The organism is Nocardiopsis akebiae (assembly GCF_018316795.1).
Taxonomy (GTDB): Bacteria; Actinomycetota; Actinomycetes; order Streptosporangiales; family Streptosporangiaceae; genus Nocardiopsis; species Nocardiopsis dassonvillei.
In genome coordinates this window covers 6,544,018-6,562,769 of sequence record NZ_CP074132.1, presented here as the reverse complement: position 1 = coordinate 6,562,769, position 18,752 = coordinate 6,544,018, and the positions used below count along the sequence as shown (strand labels likewise).

Below are 18,752 nucleotides of genomic sequence, written 5' to 3'. Positions count from 1 at the left end.
GTCCGGACCGGCGGATGATTAGGCGGCCCGACAAAGGGAAGACACCACATTCAACACCGCCCCCCGGTGTCACGGGCGGCTCCCATCCCCTGGGAGCCGCCCGCTCTGCGGTCGCGGGCCGAACACTGTTCCAGCCCGGGAGGGAACCGTTTCCGCCCCGCGGAAGTCGTAGATACGAAACATCCCTCGTCCCGCTCACGACCCCGACCGGGAAGGCTTCTGCCCCGTGAACCCCCACACTCCCGCACCCCCGATGCCCGGCCCGCTCAAGGCGGTCCGCGTCATCCTCATCATCAGGATCGTGCTCGCCGCCGTCATCTACTCCCTGGCCCTGATCGGCCTCGTCGCACTCGCCAACCTGCCCAGCGCGCAGGTCGAGGCGGAGATGGACATGGGGGTGGGCGGCCTCGCGGCCATCCTGCTCTTCAGCCTGGCCCTCACGGCCTTCGAGGTCTACGTCGTGGTCGCCCTGGGCAAGGGCGGGAACAGGGCGCGCACGCTCGTGCTCGTCGTCGTGGCACTGGGGTTCGCCAGCGCGCTCCTCAACCTGCTCACCGACGCGTCCAACCCGGCCCTGGGCGTGGTCCTGATGGCTGTCATCCTGCTGCTCATCCGGACCGAGAGCGCCCAGGAGTGGTTCCGCGTGACCGACCCCGGATACCAGCCCCTCCCGGGCGGTTACCCGGGCCAGGGCGGTTACCCGGGCCAGCCGGGCCACGGCGGACACCTCGACGGCGGCGGACAGCCCGGCCACCCCGGCCCCGGCGGGTATCCGGATCACCCCGGCCAGGGCGGGCACCCCGGTCAGGCGGGTCCCGCCGGTCACTGACCGGCCCCGCCGGACGCCGCGGCTCCGTCCCACGGCGAAGGGGCGCCCGCCGACGCGCTCCCACGGCCCCCACGGGCCCGGGAGCGCGCCGCGGACGCCCCGGCGGTCCCTGTTCAGAGCCGGTCGAGCAGCTGGGCGCAGCGGATCAGGCCCAGGTGCGAGTACGCCTGCGGGTGGTTGCCCAGCGCCCGCTCGGTGACCGGGTCGAACTCCTCCGGGATGAGCCCGGTCGGTCCGGCGCAGTCCACCAGGTGCTTGAACAGCTCGTCCGCCTCCGCGCGGCGGCCGGTCAGCAGGTAGGCCTCGATCAGCCACGCCGTGCACAGGTGGAAGCCGCCCTCACCGCCCGGCAGGCCGTCGTCGCGGTGGTACCGGTACACGGTCGGGCCGCTGCGCAGCTCCGCCTCCACGGCGGTCACGGTGGCCTGGAAGCGCTCGTCGGCCGGGTCGATCAGCCCGGACAGGCCGATGTGCAGGGACGCGGCGTCCAGGTCGGTGCCGTCGTAGGCGGTGGTGAAGGCCTGCGCCTCCTCGTTCCAGCCCTTGTCCAGCACCTCGGCGGCGATGCCGTCGCGCAGGTCCGGCCAGGACGGGTCCACCTCGCGGCCGTAGACGCGGGCCAGGGCGACGGCGCGGTCCAGGGTCAACCAGCACATCACCTTGGAGTAGACGCGCTGGCGGGGCTCGTCGCGCTCCTCCCAGATGCCGTGGTCGGGCTCGTGCCAGCGGCGGGCGACCGCCTCGGCCATCGACCGCACCAGGTCCCAGTCGCGGTCGGCCAGGGTGCCGCGCACCGAGGAGAGCTTCTCGATCAGCTCCACGACGGGGCCGAACACGTCCAGCTGCACCTGGTGGTCGGCCAGGTTGCCGATCCGCACCGGCCGCGAGCCCGCGTACCCGGACAGCGACTCGATGACCTCCTCCGGGCCCAGGTTGGTGCCCCGAAGCGAGTACAGCGGGCGCAGGGTCTCCGGGCCGGGCAGCGAGTCCACGACCCGGTGCACCCAGTCCAGGAACTCCTCGGCCTCGGCGGTCGAGCCCAGGGAGACCAGCGACTGCACGGTCAGGGCGCCGTCGCGCAGCCAGCAGTACCGGTAGTCCCAGTTGCGGACGCCGCCGATCTCCTCGGGCAGCGACGTGGTCGCGGCGGCCATCACGCCCCCGGAGGGGGTGCACAGGCCGCGCAGGGTGAGCGCGGAGCGCGCCGCCAGCTGCTGGGCGGTGTCGGGAAGGGTGAGGCCGTCGAGCCAGCGCGACCAGTGCTCGCCGGAGGTCCGCTGGCGCTCGGACTCGGGCAGCGTGCCGCGCACGAGGGAGTCGGTGCCGCAGCGCAGCTCCAGCACCACGGGCTGCTCCGAGCGCGGGTGGACGACCGCGCGGGCGATGTCGGAGACGCCGTCGTGGTCGATCTCCCACTCCACGCCGGGCGAGTACAGGGCCATCGGGAAGTCGGCCCCCTCGACGAGCAGGCCGTCCTCCCGCGGCGTGATGCGCACCGGCGCGCGGCCGAAGTCGGGCCGGGGGGCGAACTCCACCGTGGCCGGGGTGACGCCGCTGATCACCCGGATCAGGTCGGTGCGCCCCTGCGGGGTGCCGTGGGCGAGGTAGTCGGTGACGTCCATGCGCGACCAGCGGGTGCGCACGGTCATGGTGCCGGGCAGGTAGCGCTGGCCCAGCGGACGGCCGCCGTGGGCGGGGGCGACGGCGAACACGCCCGCCTGACGGCCGCCCAGGACCTCGGCGAACACGGCGTTCGAGTCGGGTTCGGGGTGGCAGAACCACAGCAGGCGCGCGTCCGGGCCGACGAGGGCCACGGAGCCCTGGTTGGAGAGCATCGACATGCGCTCGATGGGCGTGGGGCGCTCGCCGAAGACCCAGAAGCGGCGCTCGGCGGCCAGCGCGGACAGCAGGGCCGCGGCGGTCGGGGTGTCGGCCACGCGGTGGGAGGCCACTGTGGGCCCCTCGCCGACCCGCACGCCCGCGTCGGCGCCGGTCAGCCGCATGAAGACGGGCTCCTCGCCCTCGCCGCCGCCGATGTAGAGGATGGCGGTGGCCTCGACCTGGTCGCGCAGCAGCTCCAGGGCGGCGGCCTTGTCCGAGGGCGAGTCTGCGGTGCGGTGGTCGGGATCGACGGTCACGTCGGTGTCGAACTCGGTGCCGTGGGCGCCCACGAGGCGCACCTCGGCGGGCAGGCGCGAGAGCGCGGCCAGGTCGCGCAGGGGGCGGCCGGAGATGACCGCGCACACGGTGCCGGGCAGGTCGGCCAGGTCGCGCAGCGCGCGCAGGGCCTCCGGCAGCGGGCGCCGGTCGGCCGGGTCGACGGTGGAGAGGGCGCCGTCGTAGTCGCAGGCGACCAGGAGCCGCGAGGTTCTGGCGAGGGCGGAGACGCGTTGCCGGACGTCCACGGGCATGAGCGCGGGAGCGGTGTCCTCCGGGACGCCCGGAACCGCTTCGACCGCTTGGGTGACCGTCACGCTGCCTCCTCCGTTGGTCCGCGTTGACCTGGGGAATCGGATGATCTGTAGGAATCCGCGCGCATGCTTCTGGTTCACGCTGGTAGGGGTGTGCACAAAGGTGAGCCCAGGGCTTGTGGCGCGGGATGGGACTTCCGGGGACGTCAGAGGGATCCTCAGGAGCTCTTCACGTGTGCGTGGGCGAGAGGTGGTGCCGAACGCAAAGATCCGGTCCGCAAGAAGTCAACGCGAGACTACCTGCGTCCCACCGGTACCTGCGACCTCAGATTCCAGTGATGCAGGTCACGAATCAGTCGCAAAAAAGGGCAAAGGCCGCGGAACCTGACTCGGACGAGCCTGTGATCACCCACCGTCGCGAAGGATCGTGGCGGCGCAGGGGAGCGCGTGCTCTCCGTCGGCGAGGGACGTGCGATGGGACACGTCGGCGCTCGGCGGCGGCCCCCCGGCCACCGCCCGGCCCGGCGGTCCCCGTCCCGCCCGGGATCCGGGTCACCTCAGCCGGTAACCCACGCGGGGCACGGTCTGGATGGGGTTCGGGGCGCCCAGCTTGCGCCGCAGGGAGCGGATGGTCACGCGCACGATCGTGGTGAACGGGTCGATGTTCTCGTCCCACACCCTCTCCAGCAGCGCCTCCGCCGACACCGGGGCGCCGTCGGCGCGCAGCAGCTCCTCCAGCACCCCGAACTGCTTGGGCGACAGGTGCAGCGGCCTGCCGTCGCGGGAGGCCTCGTAGCGGGTGGAGTTGAGCCGCAGGCCCGACCGCTCCAGAACCGGCGGTTCGGCCCGGCCCGGCCGCCGGGCCAGGGCGCGGACCCGTGCGATCATCTCCTCGCGGTCGAGGGGCCTGATGAGGTAGTCGTCCGCGCCCAGCTCGAAACCGGCGAGCCGCTCCTTGGGGCTGGTGGGAGAACTCACCATGAGCACCCGCACCTGGCCGTGCAGGGTGGTGGCCGCGCGGCACACCTCGTTCCCGCTCAGCCCCGGCAGCGTCCGTTCGAGCAGCATGACCCCGTACTCGTTGACGGCGAGCTTGTACAGCGCCGTCTCCCCGTCCGGGGCGGTGTCCACGGCGAAACCGGCCTCCCGCAGCCATGAGGCGGTCGGCTGTGCGGGGTCCTCTCCGTGGTCCACGACCAAGACCCTCATACGCTCTTCCTTCTCCCTCCGCGCTCGGCGGGCGTCTTCCGGGGCGGAGCGGGGGCGGCGCTCACATTCTGTTCACAGCGCGTCGTGTCTACTTCTTGGTCATGCCGTCGACCGACCCCGGGGAGCGCTCGCTCCACGTCCCCGGACACCCGGCCTCGCCCCTGGGTGAGGCCCTCGTTGATATAAGCGCGATCGCCCACAATGTACGGTTCATGGCAAAGCGGACCAATTCCGAAATTCTTGCCGTCGTCAAGGCGAACGGCTTCGGCCACGGGGCCGTGGAGGTGGCCCGCGCGTCCCTGGAGGCCGGAGCGACCTGGCTGGGCGTGACCTCACTGGAGGAGGCGCTCGCCCTGCGCCGCGCCGGGCTGCGCGCCCCCGTGCTGTGCTGGCTGCACCGCGCGGACCAGGACTTCGACTCCGCCGTCGCCGCCGACGTGGACCTGTCCGTCCCCTCGGTCGGCCACCTGCGCGCCGTGGCCGACGCCGCCGTGCGCACGGGCCGTGTCGCGCACGTCCACCTCAAGGCCGACACCGGGCTGAGCCGCAACGGCGCGCCGCCGGAGGCCTGGCCCGGACTGGTCGGTCTGGCCCGCGTGCTGGAACTGGACGGCCTGGTCCGGGTGCGCGGCGTCTGGTCGCACCTGGCCTCCGCCGACCTGCCCGGCGCGGCGACCACCGCGCAGCAGGTCACCGCCTTCGAGGGGGCGCTCTCCCAGGCGCGCGCGGCCGGGCTCGACCCGTCGCTGCGGCACCTGGCCAACACGGCCGCGATCCTCAACGAACCCGCCACGCACTTCGACCTGGTCCGGGCCGGTGTCGGCCTCTACGGAGTGGAGCCCGTCGAGGGCAGGCGCTTCGGCCTGCGCCTGGCCATGACCCTGCGCGCCCGGGTGGCCATGGTCCGCCGGGTCCCCGCCGGGACGGGTGTCAGCTACCACCACGCCTACACCACCTCGCGCGAGAGCCTGCTCGCCCTCGTTCCGCTCGGCTACGCCGACGGCGTACCCCGGGCGGCGGGGGACCGGGCCTACGTGTGGATCGCCGGACGGCGGTGCCCCGTGGCCGGACGCATCGCCATGGACCAGTTCGTGGTCGACGTCGGCGGCGTGGACGTGCGCGAGGGCGACGAGGTGGTCGTGTTCGGCCCCGGCGACCGCGGCGAGCCCACCGTCGAGGAGTGGGCCGACTGGGCCGGAACCATCCCCCACGAGATCCTCACCGGCGTGGGCGCGCGAGTGCCCCGCCTCCACCAGGACCTGGCGCGGCCCGTGCCGCGCGTACCGAGCAAGGAGAGATCGAGTGCCTGAGGCAAGGACACGCGTCGCCGTCGTCTTCGGTGGACGCAACGGGGAGTACGACGTCTCGTGCGCGTCGGCGTTGTCGGTTCTCGCCCACCTGGACCGCGAGCGGTACGAGGCCGTCCCGGTGCGGATCACGCGCGCCGGGGCGTGGGTGGTGGGCACCGACACCGACGACCCCGCCGCGCTGGACGCCGAGCGCCTGCTGGCCCTGACCCCCGAGCCCGGCGGCGAGGGGGAGCGGCGTACGGGCGACGGCCTGGGCGAGGCGATCCTCGCGCTGGGCGAGGCGGACGTGGTCTTCCCCGTCATCCACGGCCCCTACGGCGAGGACGGCACGATCCAGGGGATGCTCGAACTCCTGGGAGTGCCCTACGTGGGCAACGGCGTGCTCGCCAGCGCCGCCGGTATGGACAAGGCGACCACCAAGACGCTGCTGCGCGCTGCCGGGCTGCCGGTCGCTCGGGACGTGGTGCTGCGCGGACCGGACGACGATGTCTCGCCGCAGGAGCGCGCCGAGCTGGGTCTGCCCGTGTTCGTCAAGCCCGCGCGCAGCGGCTCCAGCCTGGGGGTGACGCGGGTAGGCGACTGGTCGGAGCTGGAGGCCGCCGTCAAGACCGCGCGCGAGTTCGACACCAAGGTCCTGGTGGAGGAGGCGGTCGTCGGCCGCGAGGTCGACCTGGCCGTCCTGGAACTGCCCGACGGCGCGCTCAAGGCCGGGCCGCCGCTGGAGATCCGGGTCGCGGACGCGGAGCGCTTCTTCGACTACGACACCAAGTACGGGGGCGACGCGGTCTTCGACATCCCCGCCGACCTGCCGGTCGGGCTCCGGACGCAGCTGAGCGACCTCGCCCTGGGCGTGTTCGAGGCGGTCGGCTGCTCCGGTCTGCTGCGCGTGGACTTCTTCCTGCGCGGCGGCACCGAACCCGTCGTCAACGAGGTCAACACCCTGCCCGGGTTCACCGCGCACTCGCAGTACCCCCAGATCTGGCGGGCGGCGGGCCTGGAGTACCCCGAGCTGCTGGACAGCCTCATCCGGACCGCGCTGGCCTGAGGGCCGCGCCCGCCCCGGGGAACGCGGGGGCCCGCCACGCGCGTGGCGGGCCCCCGTCCGTGGCTGTGGGGGGCGGGCTCAGTCCTTCTCCGGCTTGCGCAGGTGGTGCACCCACGCGGGCGGGACGTTGGCGAACACCTTCTCGGAGCCGATGCCGTAGCGGTCGATCCACTCCTGGACCAGCCAGCTCGTGCGGGCCTGGCGCAGGTAGTCCTCGCGGCGGGCGATGACCGCCTTGACCTCCTTGGTGTACAGGTAGCCGTAGAAGGACATGGTGCCGCCCGGTTCGAGCACCTCGAAGTAGTAGTCCAGGATCTCCCGCACGGCGTCGGCGGTGAAGTTCGCGAACGGCAGGCCGGACACGATCACGTCGTAGGACCGGTCGGTGCCCATGTCGTTGACGAGTTTGGCGTGCACCCGGGAGGCGTCGGCCACCCGCGTCATGACCGGGTCGGTCTTGAGCAGCCCCTCCACGTGGGCGGCGAACTCGGGGTTGGCCTCCACCAGGTCCAGGGTGTCCCCCGGCTGCATAGAGGCGGCGATCCCGCGGCTGATCGCGCCGGTCCCGGCTCCGGCCTCCAGGATGCGCAGCGGGCGGTCGGGTTCGGGTCGGCGCCGGACGTACTCGGCCATCGCACGCGCCAGCGCACCGCTGCTGGGGAGGATGGAACCGGTGGCGTGGAAGGTGCGCAGCGCCTGGCTGAAGAACAGTCGGGTGTCGCGCAGGCGCTCGTCCAACCTCAGGGAGGAAAGGGGTCCGGCAGGGCTGTGGGTCTCGGACATACACGCACGCTAACGCCTCACCCCTCCCCGAAGGGAGTCGGCACGGCCGCGTTCTGGGAAAGCCCAGGTGAAACCGTGTGTGTCCATGCCCACCGCGGGAAGGGGAACTCCGGCGACGAGGCGAGCGCCGCGCGGGCCGGGGCGCCGCAGAGCGCCGCCGCGCGCGCACGCCGGTCCGGCGCCCGCCGGGGGCCCTGTCCCCGCGACCGGCGACGGCCTACCCTGGGGGGATGAGCGAACCGGCCAGCACCTCCGAGACCCCCGCCCACCCACGGACCGCGCTGGTCACCGGGGCCTCCACCGGGATCGGCGAGGAGTACGCCCGCAGGCTCGCCGAACGCGGCTACTCCCTCGTCCTGGTCGCCCGCCGGGGCGAACTCCTGGAGGCCCTGGCCGAGGAGATCGGCGGACGCTACGGGGTCGGCGTCGAGCCCCTGCCCGCCGACCTGGGCACCGACGAGGGCCTCTCGCTCGTCGCCGAACGCCTGTCCGCCGACGGTGGCGGCGACGAGGCCCCCGTGGACCTGCTCGTCAACAACGCCGGGCGGGGCGACGGCGGTCCCTTCGTCGAGCAGGAGCCCTCCGAGATCGACGCCATGATCGACCTCAACGTCCGCGCGGTCCTGCACCTGACCCGCGCCGTCCTGCCGGTCCAGATCGCCCGCCGCGGGAGCCTGCCGAGCCGGACCAGGCTCGGCGTCATCAACCTCTCCTCCGTCGCGGGCGAGATCACCGCCAACCCCGGCGGCTCGGTGTACGGGGCGGGCAAGAAGTTCGTGTCCCTGTGGAGCGAGAGCGTGGCCGCCGAGGTCGCCGAGCACGGCGTGCACGTCACCGCGGTCCTGCCGGGGTTCGTGCGCACCGACATGACCAGGGGCGTCCAGGAGAGCGGGATGCCCGCGTTCGCGTTCGTCCCCAAGGAGCAGGTCGTGCGCGAGTCCCTCACCGCCTGGGCGGCCGGGCGCTCCAGCGTCGTTGCCGGGGCCCAGTACAAGGCGGCCACGGGGCTGCTGCGCTTCATCCCCAAGCCGATCGTGCGCGCCGCCGCCCGCAGGGTGTGGTGAACCGGGCCGGGGCGCGACGGCCGCCCCGCGCCGGGACGGTCCCGGCGCGGTGTGGCGCGGTGTGGCGCACGCCGCCTCCCACATGATGAGACATCCCCGCGAGGGTGCGGCGCCGGGGCGCCGGACCGCCTACCCTGGTAGCGCATCTGTCTGTCGAGGAAAGACACCATGAAGACCTTCGAAGAGCTGTTCGCCGAGCTGTCCGAGAAGGCGCGTTCCCGCCCCGAGGGCTCCGGGACCGTCGCCCAGCTCGACGCCGGCGTCCATGCCATCGGCAAGAAGGTCGTCGAGGAGGCGGCGGAGGTCTGGATGGCCGCCGAGTACGAGTCGGACGACCAGGCAGCCGAAGAGATCTCGCAGCTCCTCTACCACCTCCAGGTCCTGATGCTGGCCCGCGGCCTGCGTCTGGAGGACGTCTACAAGCATCTGTAGGCCGACGCGCCGCCCGCGCGCATCCGGCCACCGACGCCACGTCCCCGTACACGCAGCCACGAGAAAGCCGTGAACATGCCCGACATGCTGAGAATCGCCGTGCCCAACAAGGGCCAGCTCTCCGAACCCGCCGTGGAGATGCTCCGCGAGGCCGGGTACCGGCAGCGCAAGAGCAGCCGCGACCTGGTCATGATCGACCCCGACAACGACACCGAGTTCTTCTTCCTGCGCCCCAAGGACATCGCCGTCTACGTCGGCGAGGGCATCCTCCAGGCCGGGATCACCGGCCGCGACATGCTGCTGGACTCCGGCGCCGCCGTGGACGAGGTCCTGCCGCTGGGCTTCGGCGGCTCCACCTTCCGCTTCGCCGCGCCCGGCGGAGCCGGCATGAAGGTGTCCGACCTCAACGGCAAGCGCGTCGCCACGTCCTTCGACGGCCTCCTGCGCTCCTACCTGGACGAGCAGGGCGTCGACGCCCGCGTCATCCACCTGGACGGCGCGGTCGAGAGCTCCGTCCAGCTCGGCGTCGCCGACGCCGTCGCCGACGTGGTCTCCACCGGCACCACCCTGCGCCAGGCGGGCATGGAGACCTTCGGCGATCCGATCCTGGTCTCCGAAGCGGTGGTCATCCGTCCGTCCGGGGCCCCCGAGAACCCCAAGTTCGACACGCTGCTGCGCCGTCTGCGCGGCGTCCTGGTCGCCCGCGACTACGTGATGATGGACTACGACGTGCACGCCGAACGCCTGGAGGCGGCGGTCGCGCTCACCCCGGGAATGGAGGGGCCGACGGTCTCCCCGCTGCACCGGGAGGGCTGGGTCGCGGTCCGCTCGATGGTGCCGAGCAAGGACGCCCAGCGGATCATGGACGACCTGTGGCAGCTCGGCGCCCGCGCCATCCTGGTCACCGACATCTACGCCTGCCGCCTGTAGGCGGTGTCCTGAACACCGGACCGGCGGGGGCGGCGTCCATGCCGTCCCCCGCCGCTCCTTCGGTGCCGCACGGGATGTTCGCGCTCCTCCGAGCCGCCCCTCGGCCCGACACCGCCCGTCAGTCCGGCTCCGTCCCGGTGCGCCGCTGACGGCGCGCGCGGGCGAGGCCGTGGGCGGTGCGCAGCAGCTCCCGGGCCGCCTCCCCGGCCCGCGGCCCGGGGTTCACCACGGAGAGCCAGCCCAGGCCGCCGTAGACGGGGTGCGCCACCACCGTGTCCGCCGCGCTCGGGTCCGCGCCCGGGTCGGCCGGTTCGCGCGGCTCACGGCCCGTCCAGCTCACGAAGGCCTCCCTTCCGGCGGCGACGTTCAGCCGGAAGACGCCGGGCCGGTCCAGCCGCGACGCCCGGTCGTCGGGGTAGTCCTTCGTCACGACGGTCGCGAAGGGCTGGGTCGCGGCGGGGACGGCGCCGTCGGGCGCGTAGTAGAAGAACGTGTCGCCCCAGCTGATCTCGGGCGAACCGTCGCCCGGCCCCGGTCTGATGGTCAGCACGCCCTCCAGGCTCCCGAGGAACGCGGTGATCTCTTCGATGCTCATGCGTTCCAGCGTTACATTCATGTGGTCGTGGAGGCTTTTCCCGAGGAGTGCGAGGTGGGGGAGTGGAAAGTCGCAACTCGACCGCCCTGCGCACGATCGACGTCGCCCGGCGCTCGGGGTACTCCGTCCAGCAGGTGCGCAACCTCGAACGCGACGGCGTGCTGCCCCCGGCGGCGCGCACGGCCTCGGGTTACCGGGTCTACGCCGAGGCCCACGTGTGCTCGGCCCTGGCCTACCGGGCCCTCGCGGCCGGGACCGGTCCGGTCGAGGCCGGGCGGATCGTGCGCGCCGCGCACGGGTACCCGGCCTCGGACCCGCTCGCCCTCCTGGACGCCGCGCACGCCCGGCTCCACACCGAGCGCCGGGAGCTCGGACTGGCCAGGGAGGCCGCGGAGGCGATCGCCGCGGAGCCGGTCGGGGACGTCCGCCCGGCGGACTCCATGGGCGTCTCCGAGCTCGCCGCAGCGCTCGGTGTGCGGCCCTCGACGCTGCGGCACTGGGACGCCGAGGGGCTCGTCGTGCCCGGCCGTACCTCCCCCGGGGGAGCGCGCAGGTACTCGCCCGCCGACGCCCGGGACGCGCGGATCGTCCACCAGCTGCGCATGGCCGGGTACCGCGTCGCACCGCTGCGCACCCTGATGCCGCAGCTGCGCCGCGCGCACCGGTGGGGCGAGGTGAGGGCCGCGCTGGCCGCCCGGGACGCGAGCATCGACGCCCGGTCGGCGGCCCTGCTCGAAGGCGCCGCCGCGCTGGGCGCCCTGCTGCGGTCGGCGCGGCCCCCGGACACGGGCGCCTCGGGCGCGGGAGCCGCGGGTCCTGTGCGCTCAGACGCGGAGCCCGGGTCCGCGGGCCCTCACTCCGGAGCCTCCGCCAGGGGCCGCAACCCGACGGCGAACTCCACACCTCCGTCGTACTCCGACTGACGGAGGGCGCCCACGTCGGCGAACAGGCCCTCGACCTCGTGCCCGAACAGGTGGGTCAGCGCCAGGGTGAGGCCGCCCAGGCTCTCCCGGCCGGGCATCAGCAGCCGGACCTCGGTGCCCTCCGCGTACTCCACCAGCTCCACGCCCTCCGGCAGCGGGGACGGGGAGGGCCCGGCCTCCGCGACCGGCACGCACACCCGGTAGCCCGCTTCGTCCGCCCCCGGCTCCAGGCTCTTCCACCACCGTCCGTCGGCGCGCCACCCGCGCTCGTCGGCCAGCGCGCCGAGCCGCTCGGCCAGGGCGTGCGCCTCGGCGCGCTCCCGGTCCGGGTCGAAGTCCCCGTCCGGGGAGAGCGCGGTCACCCCCGTCAGGGCCGTGCGCGCCCGCCGGGGCCGGACCTCCACCTCCGGCTCCCACGCCAGGACCGCGAGGGCCTCCGCCAGCGCCCGGTCCTGGTCCTCCCGCTCGCGCCGGAGGTCCTCGGCGTGCCGGCTCAGCGCGTCGGGGGCCAAGCCGGGGTCGTCCACCACGCGCCGGACGGTGTCCAGGCCCATGCCCGCGCGGCGCAGGGTGACGATCCGCCCGGCGCGCTCGATCTGGTCGACGGTGTACCAGCGGAACTGCGTGTCCTCGTCCACGCGGGCCGGGACCAGCAGCCCGAGGGAGTGGTAGTGGCGCAGCGCCTTGTGTGAGAGGCCGGTGAGTTCACTGAAGGAACCGATGGGAAGCATGGTTCCACTGTGGCTCCTCCCCCAAGGGGAGGGGCAAGCGGGCGCTCGGGGCCCGGCCGCGCCCCGGTGCGGGCCGCCGGTCAGTCCTCCCGGTCCCCGCGGCCGGCCTGGAGGGCGGCCCAGACGAGCGGGATCTGGAGCGGCACGCGGCCCCAGGCCACGAGGCGGTTGTCGGCCGGGCCCCGGAGCCTGCCCGTGCCCGAGTCGAGGGCCATCTGGACGTTGGCGGGCCACACGGCGAGCAGCAGGGCCGCGCTCGCCGGTCCGGCCCACGCCCGGCGCGTCAGCAGCCCCGCGCCGCAGACCAGTTCGGCCGCGCCGCTGCCGTAGACCCACGCGCGCGGCGCGGGCAGGGAGCGGGGCATGATCGCCCGGAAGGGCCCGGGCGCCGCGAAGTGCAGCACGCCCGAAGCCACGAACAGGCCGCCGAGGGCGTAGGGAGCGGCTCCGCGCACCCGGTCGAGCAGTCCGCCGTGCCCGCGCTTCAGCTGCATGGATTCCTCCTTCGGTGGGGTGGATGCCGACCCTACTCTTCGGTAACCCCCGGTCCGCGACGACCCCCCGGGCGGAGCGCCGTCCGTCCCCTCGACGGGAACGCGGGTGCGTGCGCCGGACGGGCACAATGTGGGGTATGGACCAGCCGACGACGTACACCGCCCCCGCCTTCCGCGAGCCCGAGGAGGAGACCGTCACGCTGGCGAGGGTGACCGGGGAGACCGGCGGCGACCTCGTGCTGCGCCGCGTGGGCGCGCACTACGAGATCTACTCCAACGGCGTCTTCCTCATGGACACCCGCGACGGCACCTCCGAGCGCGAGATGGTGCGCGCCGGCCTCGCCGCCCTCCCCGCGGGCCGCTCGCGCTCCCGGGTGCTCATCGGCGGCCTGGGCGTGGGCTTCTCCGCCCGCGAGGCCCTGGAGCACCCCCGGGTGGCGGTGGTGGACGTGGTGGAACTCGAACCGCACGTCATCGCCTGGCACGACGGGGAACTGGGCGAGGCCGCCGACTACGTGCACCGGGACCCGCGCTGCCGGGTGGTCAACGCCGACATCGTGTCCTGGCTGGAGGAGGCGTCCTCGGCCGCGGACCCCGTCCGCTACGACGTGGTCTGCCTGGACACCGACAACGGGCCCGACTGGACGGTGGTGGAGAACAACAACCGCCTATACGAGGCGGCCGGGCTGGAACAGCTCACCCGCCTGCTCGCCCCCGGCGGGGTCCTGGCCTTCTGGAGCGCCAACGCGGTGCCCGCCTTCGAGGAGTCGCTGCGGGACGGGTTCGCCTCGGTGGAGGTCATCGAGGTGCCGGTCGCCCGCGGGGTGCCCGACACCGTCTACCTGGCGCGCGAGCCGCGCTGAGGCGGGCGGCCGCGTTCGCGGCGGTGCCGCCCGCGGGCGGCACCGCGGGGCGGCCCCCGCCGGGGACTCAGCTCTTGGCGTCGGACATGTAGGCCGTGAACTCGTCCAGGGTGATCAGCCCGTCGCCGTCCTGGTCCATGGCCTCGATCGCGCGCATGGCCTGCTCCTCCGTGCAGCTGTCCCCGAGGCGGTGCATCAGGTCGGCGTACTCCTGCGCGGAGATGAGACCGTCGCTGTCGGCGTCGACGAACGCGAAGGTCGTCGCGTACTCGTTGGTGTCGGGCATCTGCGTTCGTCTCCAGGGAGTCGCGGTGGCGGGTCCGGCGCAAGATTACCGGTGAGGGGGCGGTTCGGGAAGCCGGCGGGACGTCGGCGCCCGCAGAGCCGAAGGGGCCGCGCACCGGAGGGCCCTCCGGCGCACGGCCCCTCGGAGCCGGGTCGTCAGCGGCTGCCCACGGAGGCCCGCGAGCCGATCCACCGCGCGATCACGGTGAACAGCAGCACCAGCAGGAACAGGCACAGGGCGGCGCCCCACGCGCGGTCGATACCGGCCTCGAAGGGCTGCATGGCGCCCCGGTACAGCTGCATCGGCACGGCGCCCTGCGGCTCGCCCTGGAAGGCGGTCACGACCAGGCCGGTGCCGAACGCGGTCAGCAGAAGCGGTGCGGTCTCGCCGATGCCGCGGGCGACGGCCAGCATCGAACCGGTGGTCAGACCGGGGGCGGCGGCGGGCAGCACCGTGTGCACGATGGTCTGCCACTTGCGCGCGCCCAGGCCGTAGCTGGCGTTGCGCATCTCGTTGGGCACGAGCCGCAGCATCTCCTCCGCGGACCGCGTCACGATCGGCAGCATCATCATGGCGATCGCCAGGGCGCCGGCGAAGGTGCCGAAGCCCATCTGGCCCCAGCCGATGACGATCAGGCCGTACACGAACAGACCGACGAAGATCGAGGGGATACCCGTCATCACGTCGGTGAAGAAGCGGATCGCGCCGGTCAGACGGTTGGGGCCGTACTCCACGACGTAGACGGCCGTGGCGATGCCGAACGGGATCGACATCACGACCGCGAGAGCCATGATGTACAGCGTGCCGAAGAACCCGGCGGCGTAACCGCCGCCCTCGCGTCGCGGCGGGGGCTCGGTCGCGGTGAAGAACTCCAGGTTGACGACGCCGATGCCGCGCCGGGTGACCTCGAAGATGATGAGGACCAGCGGGATCATGGCCAGGACCATCGCGGCGGTCAGTGCCACCGACGCCGAGCGGTCCTTGAACCTGCGGAAGCCCGAGCCGGGCGGGCGCTGGCTCAGGGGGGTGTGCCGGGCGTCCGGAGGAGTGGTGGTTGCTGTGCTCATACGGCGGAGTCTCCCGTGAACTGCCCCAGGCGCCAGACGATGACGCGGGCCAGGATGTTGACGATCATCGTGACCAGGAAGAGGGCGACGCCGATCGCCATCAGCGCCGTCCGGACCTCGGGCGAGGCCTCACCGAAGGACGCGGCGATGTGCGAGGCCATGCTGCTTCCGGTGCCGAACAGGCTGCCGCTCCACCCCTGGGTGCCGCCGATCAGCATCAGCACGGCGATGGTCTCGCCGAGGGCGCGGCCCAGCCCCAGCATGGCCGCGGCCACGATCCCGGAGAAGCTGGCCGGCAGGATCACCTTGGTGATGACCTCCCACCGGGTGGAGCCCAGGGCGTAGGCGGCCATCTGCTGCTCGATCGGCTGGACGACGACGACCTCGCGGATGAGCGCCGTCATGATCGGCAGGATCATGATGGCCAGCACGATGCCCGCGGGCAGGTAGCCGACACCGCGCACCGGTCCCTCGAAGAGGAAGAACCAGCCGAACGTGCTCTCCAGCCAGACGAAGAAGGGCCGCATCACGTTCGGCAGGAACCAGTGCAGGCCCCAGAGGCCGAAGATGACGCTGGGTACGGCGGCGAGCAGCTCGACCGTGTACGACAGCGGCTTGGCGAGGCGGCGCGGGGCCAGGTGGGTCAGGTAGACGGCGACCATGATCGCCAGCGGCAGCGCGATGACGATCGCGATGGCCGCCGTCACCAGGGTGCCGTAGATGAAGGGCCAGGCGCCGTAGACGCCGGTGATCTCCGTGCGCGAGCCGCCGCTCTGCCAGTCCTGCCCGAGGAGGAAGCCGAAGAAGCCCTCCTTGGCGAAGACCGGCCAGGCCTCGCTGGTGGTCCGGATGACCATCAGCGCCAGGATGATCAGGACGAGGGTGCCGCAGGCCGCGACGGCCCACTTGAAGATCGGATCGCCCAGGCGCCCCTTGCCGGACTTCAGCGTCCCCCGCCGGGAGTCCTCGGGGGCCTGGGGGGCCTCACGGGCCTCGGTGGACATGTGCTTCTCCTCTGTGGCTTTCGTGGGGAGTGGAGAGCGTCCCGCCCCGGGGCGGGGGCGGGGGTTGGGAAGAAGGCGTGCGGGGCCGGGACGACTCTCCCGGCCCCGCGGGGCGTTGCTACTCGGTGGTGGCTTCGGCCTCGGGAGCGCTCTCCTCGGCGCTCTCCTCGGCTCCGGCCTCCTCCTCGGCACCGGCGTCGGCGCCGCCCTCGGCGGAGTTGGTCTTCTCCAGCTCGGCGACGACGCGGTCGGTCAGCTCCTGGCCCAGCGGCGCGTAGCCCAGCTCACCGGCCAGGTCGCGGGCGCCCTCGTCGGTCAGGGCCCAGGTCCAGAAGTCGATGATGGCGTCGGCGCTGGCCTGCTCGTAGCCGCAGGTGTAGGTGAAGATCCAGTTGGAACCGGCGATCGGGTAGCCCTCGCCGCCGATGTTGTCGATCGCGAACTGGAAGTTCTCCGGGATGTCGGCCTCCTCGGAGGCCGCGATGGTGGACTCCAGGGTCGGCTCGATCGGGTTGCCGTCCTCGTTCACGATTTGGGCGACGGACAGGCCCGCCTCCTGCGCGAAGGACTGGTTCACGTAGCCGATGCCGCCGGGGTTCTGGGTGATGCCCTGGGCGACGCCGTCGTTCTGCTGGCCGCCGACCAGGCCGTCGGCCCACTCGATCTCCTTGCCCTCGCCGTACTCCTCGGCCCAGGAGTCGACCTCGGTGCTCAGGTAGTGCGAGAACACGTAGGTGGTGCCGGAGCTGTCGGAGCGGTGGACGGGGATGATCTCGTCGCCGGGCAGCTCCATGTCCGGGTTGAGCTCGGCGATGGCCGGGTCGTCGAACGTGGTGATCTCGCGGTCGTAGATGGCCGCGATGGTCGCCGGGTCCAGGACCAGGCCGTCCAGCTCGGGGTTGTTGAAGGCGATGACGACCGCGCCGAAGACGACCGGGAACTGCACGGCCTCACAGCCGCGAGCCTCGGAGGCGGCCGCGAGGTCCTCCTCGTTCAGGGGCTCCTCGGAGGAGCCGAAGTCGACGGTCTGCTCCAGGAACTGCTCCACGCCGGCACCGGAGCCCACGCTCTGGTAGTTGACGCTGACGCCCGGCTGGACGTCGTTGGAGTAGGTGTAGATCCAGTCCTGGAACAGGGGGTCGGGGAAGCTGGCGCCGGCACCGGTCAGGGAGGCGCTGAGGTCGCCCCCGCCGCCGCCGGAGCCGTCACCGGCGGTGTCGCCTCCGCTGCTGCACGCCGCCGCGAGCAGGGGGATGGCCGCCAGGACGGCGAGCTTGGAACGCCCGTTGCGCATGTCGTAGTTCTCCTCGTTGAATCACCGCTGTCGGGGCTGACGTGAAACGACAGTAAGTGCGCAGGAAGACGCTGTGTCATCGAAATGGAGGCGGGATGGTAGAAGAAGGATGAATGCGAAGTGAATGGCGGTAACCATCTGATAACGGGTTCGTGTTTCCGGCTCCGCGCGGATTCTGTCATGTTCCGGGGACTGGCCGTGATGACCTGCGGGTATGGCGTTGGATACCGGGGCGGCACGGTGGTTTCCCGGTGGTGGAGGTGACACGTCGGATTGTTCGGCGGTTCATCTTCGCGTTCGTCTCGGAGTGAGGTGACGTGAAGATGAACAAGGGGTCTCGTCGGCATCACCGAAAGGACCCGGCGGAGGGGAATTCACGAATCCCGTCCCGCGCTTTCCCTCCGCTCAGGAACCGTTCGCCGTGTCCAGCCGGTAGCCGATCCCGCGGACCGTGTGGATGAACCTGGGCTGTGCCTCGGAGTCACCCAGCTTGTGCCGCAGGCGCCGGATGTGCACGGCGATGGTGTTGTTCACCGGGGGCAGCGGCTTGTGCCAGACCTCGGTCCACAGCTCCTCGCGGCTGACCACCCTGCCGCTGTGCCTCAGCAGGAAGTCCATGATCCCGAACTCCCGCAGCGCCAGGTTGACCGGGTTGCCGTCCACGAAGAGCCGGTGCCCCAGCGCGTCCAGCTCCAGGGCGCCCGAACGCAGCGCGGTCGAGGAGACGGTGCCGTCCGGGCCTCCGCCGTCCGGTCCCGGGAGGGAGCCGCGCAGCAGCGCCGCCAGCTCCGGGATCCGGTAGGGGCGGTTGACGCACGCGGTGGCTCCGGCCGCCAGCGCGCGCATCGCCCGCTGGGAGTCGCCGGGGCCCACCCCGATGAGGATCGGGATGTCCGTCGCCCGCCGGGTCACCCGCACCAGCGTCTCCAGGTCCACCTCGGGCGGAGTGGCGCTGGTGACCAGGGTGTCCGGTCGCATCATCCCCACCCGCAACAGCGCCTCGGCGCCGTCCACGCACACCGTGATGTCCACGTCGTGCCCGCTCAGCGACAGCACCAGCTGGTGCGACTGCTCCGACTCGGGCTCCACCAGCAGGACCCGGAGCGGTCCCTCCGACCGTTCCGAGCGCTCGACCAGTTCGTCCTCGACCGGGGTGCCCGGGAACGGGACGGATGCGGACGTTGTGAGCGCGGGCATGGGAGGTCCACTTCGTCGAAGGAACAGTGGGGCGGATCCCCGGGAGGGTGCTCCGGCCTGACCGAAACGGCCCTCCGGTCGGCGGACGCGACCGGAGGGTCCGCGTCCGCGGAAGGGCCGGAGGTCGGCGGTTTGGCCGAAGCGGCCCCACCGATCAGCGGTCCCGGTCCGCGGAAGGGCCGGAGGTCGGCGGTTTGGCCGAAGCGACCCCACCGATCAGCGGTCCCGGTCCGCGGAAGGGCCGGAGGTCGGCGGTTTGGTCGAAGCGGCCCCACCGATCAGCGG

Annotated in this window: 19 protein-coding genes; 8 read left to right on the top strand and 11 right to left on the bottom strand. The window is 72.8% G+C overall.

The window, feature by feature from the left end; genetic code table 11:
* Positions 1-226 precede the first annotated feature (226 nt).
* Positions 227-829, top strand: coding sequence for a hypothetical protein (locus tag KGD83_RS29060; protein ID WP_212641909.1), 603 nt, complete (start codon positions 227-229; stop codon positions 827-829).
* A 113-nt stretch (positions 830-942) separates the two neighbouring features.
* On the opposite strand, the gene KGD83_RS28170 is transcribed toward KGD83_RS29060, so the two are convergent.
* Entirely contained in the window at positions 943-3,303 is a 2,361-nt protein-coding gene (locus KGD83_RS28170; RefSeq protein ID WP_212641908.1) for a trehalase-like domain-containing protein, read from the bottom strand.
* A gap of 489 nt (positions 3,304-3,792) precedes the next feature.
* The gene (locus KGD83_RS28165; RefSeq protein ID WP_212641907.1) at positions 3,793-4,449 is read right to left on the bottom strand and encodes a response regulator transcription factor; all 657 of its coding nucleotides are present in this window, start codon (positions 4,447-4,449) and stop codon (positions 3,793-3,795) included.
* Positions 4,450-4,550: 101 nt separating this feature from the next.
* Here KGD83_RS28165 and alr point away from each other — a divergent pair, with 101 nt between their 5' ends.
* Both alr and KGD83_RS28155 read left to right on the top strand, forming a co-directional pair.
* Positions 4,551-5,759, top strand: coding sequence for an alanine racemase (gene alr / locus KGD83_RS28160; protein ID WP_212641906.1), 1,209 nt, complete (start codon positions 4,551-4,553; stop codon positions 5,757-5,759).
* Complete coding sequence (locus KGD83_RS28155; protein WP_212641905.1) at positions 5,752-6,804, top strand: D-alanine--D-alanine ligase family protein; 1,053 nt, start codon at positions 5,752-5,754, stop codon at positions 6,802-6,804. The genes alr and KGD83_RS28155 overlap by 8 nt, the downstream gene beginning before the upstream one ends.
* Positions 6,805-6,882: 78 nt before the next feature.
* On the opposite strand, the gene KGD83_RS28150 is transcribed toward KGD83_RS28155, so the two are convergent.
* A complete protein-coding gene (locus KGD83_RS28150) occupies positions 6,883-7,587 on the bottom strand; it encodes a class I SAM-dependent methyltransferase (protein WP_212641904.1) in 705 nt (234 codons plus the stop codon).
* A 230-nt stretch (positions 7,588-7,817) separates the two neighbouring features.
* Between KGD83_RS28150 and KGD83_RS28145 the strand changes: the two genes are divergently transcribed.
* The 3 genes from KGD83_RS28145 (at position 7,818) to hisG (ending at position 10,013) form a co-directional block, all read left to right on the top strand.
* Entirely contained in the window at positions 7,818-8,651 is an 834-nt protein-coding gene (locus tag KGD83_RS28145; protein ID WP_212641903.1) for an SDR family NAD(P)-dependent oxidoreductase, read from the top strand.
* A gap of 168 nt (positions 8,652-8,819) precedes the next feature.
* Positions 8,820-9,083 (top strand): phosphoribosyl-ATP diphosphatase, encoded by a 264-nt coding sequence (locus tag KGD83_RS28140; protein WP_013156366.1) that lies wholly within the window; start codon positions 8,820-8,822, stop codon positions 9,081-9,083.
* Between the two features lie 75 nt (positions 9,084-9,158).
* Positions 9,159-10,013, top strand: coding sequence for an ATP phosphoribosyltransferase (hisG, locus tag KGD83_RS28135; protein WP_212641902.1), 855 nt, complete (start codon positions 9,159-9,161; stop codon positions 10,011-10,013).
* Positions 10,014-10,131: 118 nt separating this feature from the next.
* Here the strand turns inward: hisG and KGD83_RS28130 are convergent, their stop codons facing one another.
* Positions 10,132-10,608, bottom strand: a complete 477-nt coding sequence (locus KGD83_RS28130) for a DUF6194 family protein (RefSeq protein WP_212641901.1) — start codon at positions 10,606-10,608, stop codon at positions 10,132-10,134.
* Between the two features lie 62 nt (positions 10,609-10,670).
* Between KGD83_RS28130 and KGD83_RS28125 the strand changes: the two genes are divergently transcribed.
* The gene (locus KGD83_RS28125; protein WP_212641900.1) at positions 10,671-11,531 is read left to right on the top strand and encodes a MerR family transcriptional regulator; all 861 of its coding nucleotides are present in this window, start codon (positions 10,671-10,673) and stop codon (positions 11,529-11,531) included.
* Here KGD83_RS28125 and KGD83_RS28120 read toward each other — a convergent pair.
* Entirely contained in the window at positions 11,462-12,262 is an 801-nt protein-coding gene (locus KGD83_RS28120) for a MerR family transcriptional regulator (RefSeq protein WP_212641899.1), read from the bottom strand. The genes KGD83_RS28125 and KGD83_RS28120 overlap by 70 nt on opposite strands.
* A gap of 80 nt (positions 12,263-12,342) precedes the next feature.
* Positions 12,343-12,756 carry a DoxX family protein gene (locus tag KGD83_RS28115; protein ID WP_212641898.1) on the bottom strand — a complete coding sequence of 138 codons (414 nt, stop codon included), beginning with the start codon at positions 12,754-12,756 and terminating at the stop codon, positions 12,343-12,345.
* Between the two features lie 137 nt (positions 12,757-12,893).
* Between KGD83_RS28115 and KGD83_RS28110 the strand changes: the two genes are divergently transcribed.
* Entirely contained in the window at positions 12,894-13,619 is a 726-nt protein-coding gene (locus tag KGD83_RS28110) for a spermine/spermidine synthase domain-containing protein (protein WP_394358086.1), read from the top strand.
* Positions 13,620-13,686: 67 nt separating this feature from the next.
* Here the strand turns inward: KGD83_RS28110 and KGD83_RS28105 are convergent, their stop codons facing one another.
* From KGD83_RS28105 to KGD83_RS28085, 5 genes are all read right to left on the bottom strand, one after another.
* Positions 13,687-13,905, bottom strand: coding sequence for an EF-hand domain-containing protein (locus KGD83_RS28105; protein ID WP_212641896.1), 219 nt, complete (start codon positions 13,903-13,905; stop codon positions 13,687-13,689).
* 155 nt (positions 13,906-14,060) lie between these two features.
* Complete coding sequence (gene pstA, locus KGD83_RS28100) at positions 14,061-14,972, bottom strand: phosphate ABC transporter permease PstA (protein WP_130396041.1); 912 nt, start codon at positions 14,970-14,972, stop codon at positions 14,061-14,063.
* On the bottom strand, positions 14,969-15,976 hold the full coding sequence (pstC, locus tag KGD83_RS28095) for a phosphate ABC transporter permease subunit PstC (protein WP_047868649.1): 1,008 nt from the start codon (positions 15,974-15,976) through the stop codon (positions 14,969-14,971). The genes pstA and pstC overlap by 4 nt, the downstream gene beginning before the upstream one ends.
* Before the next feature lie 118 nt (positions 15,977-16,094).
* On the bottom strand, positions 16,095-17,270 hold the full coding sequence (pstS, locus tag KGD83_RS28090; RefSeq protein ID WP_212641895.1) for a phosphate ABC transporter substrate-binding protein PstS: 1,176 nt from the start codon (positions 17,268-17,270) through the stop codon (positions 16,095-16,097).
* A 405-nt stretch (positions 17,271-17,675) separates the two neighbouring features.
* Positions 17,676-18,467, bottom strand: coding sequence for a response regulator transcription factor (locus KGD83_RS28085; protein WP_212641894.1), 792 nt, complete (start codon positions 18,465-18,467; stop codon positions 17,676-17,678).
* Positions 18,468-18,752 lie beyond the last annotated feature (285 nt).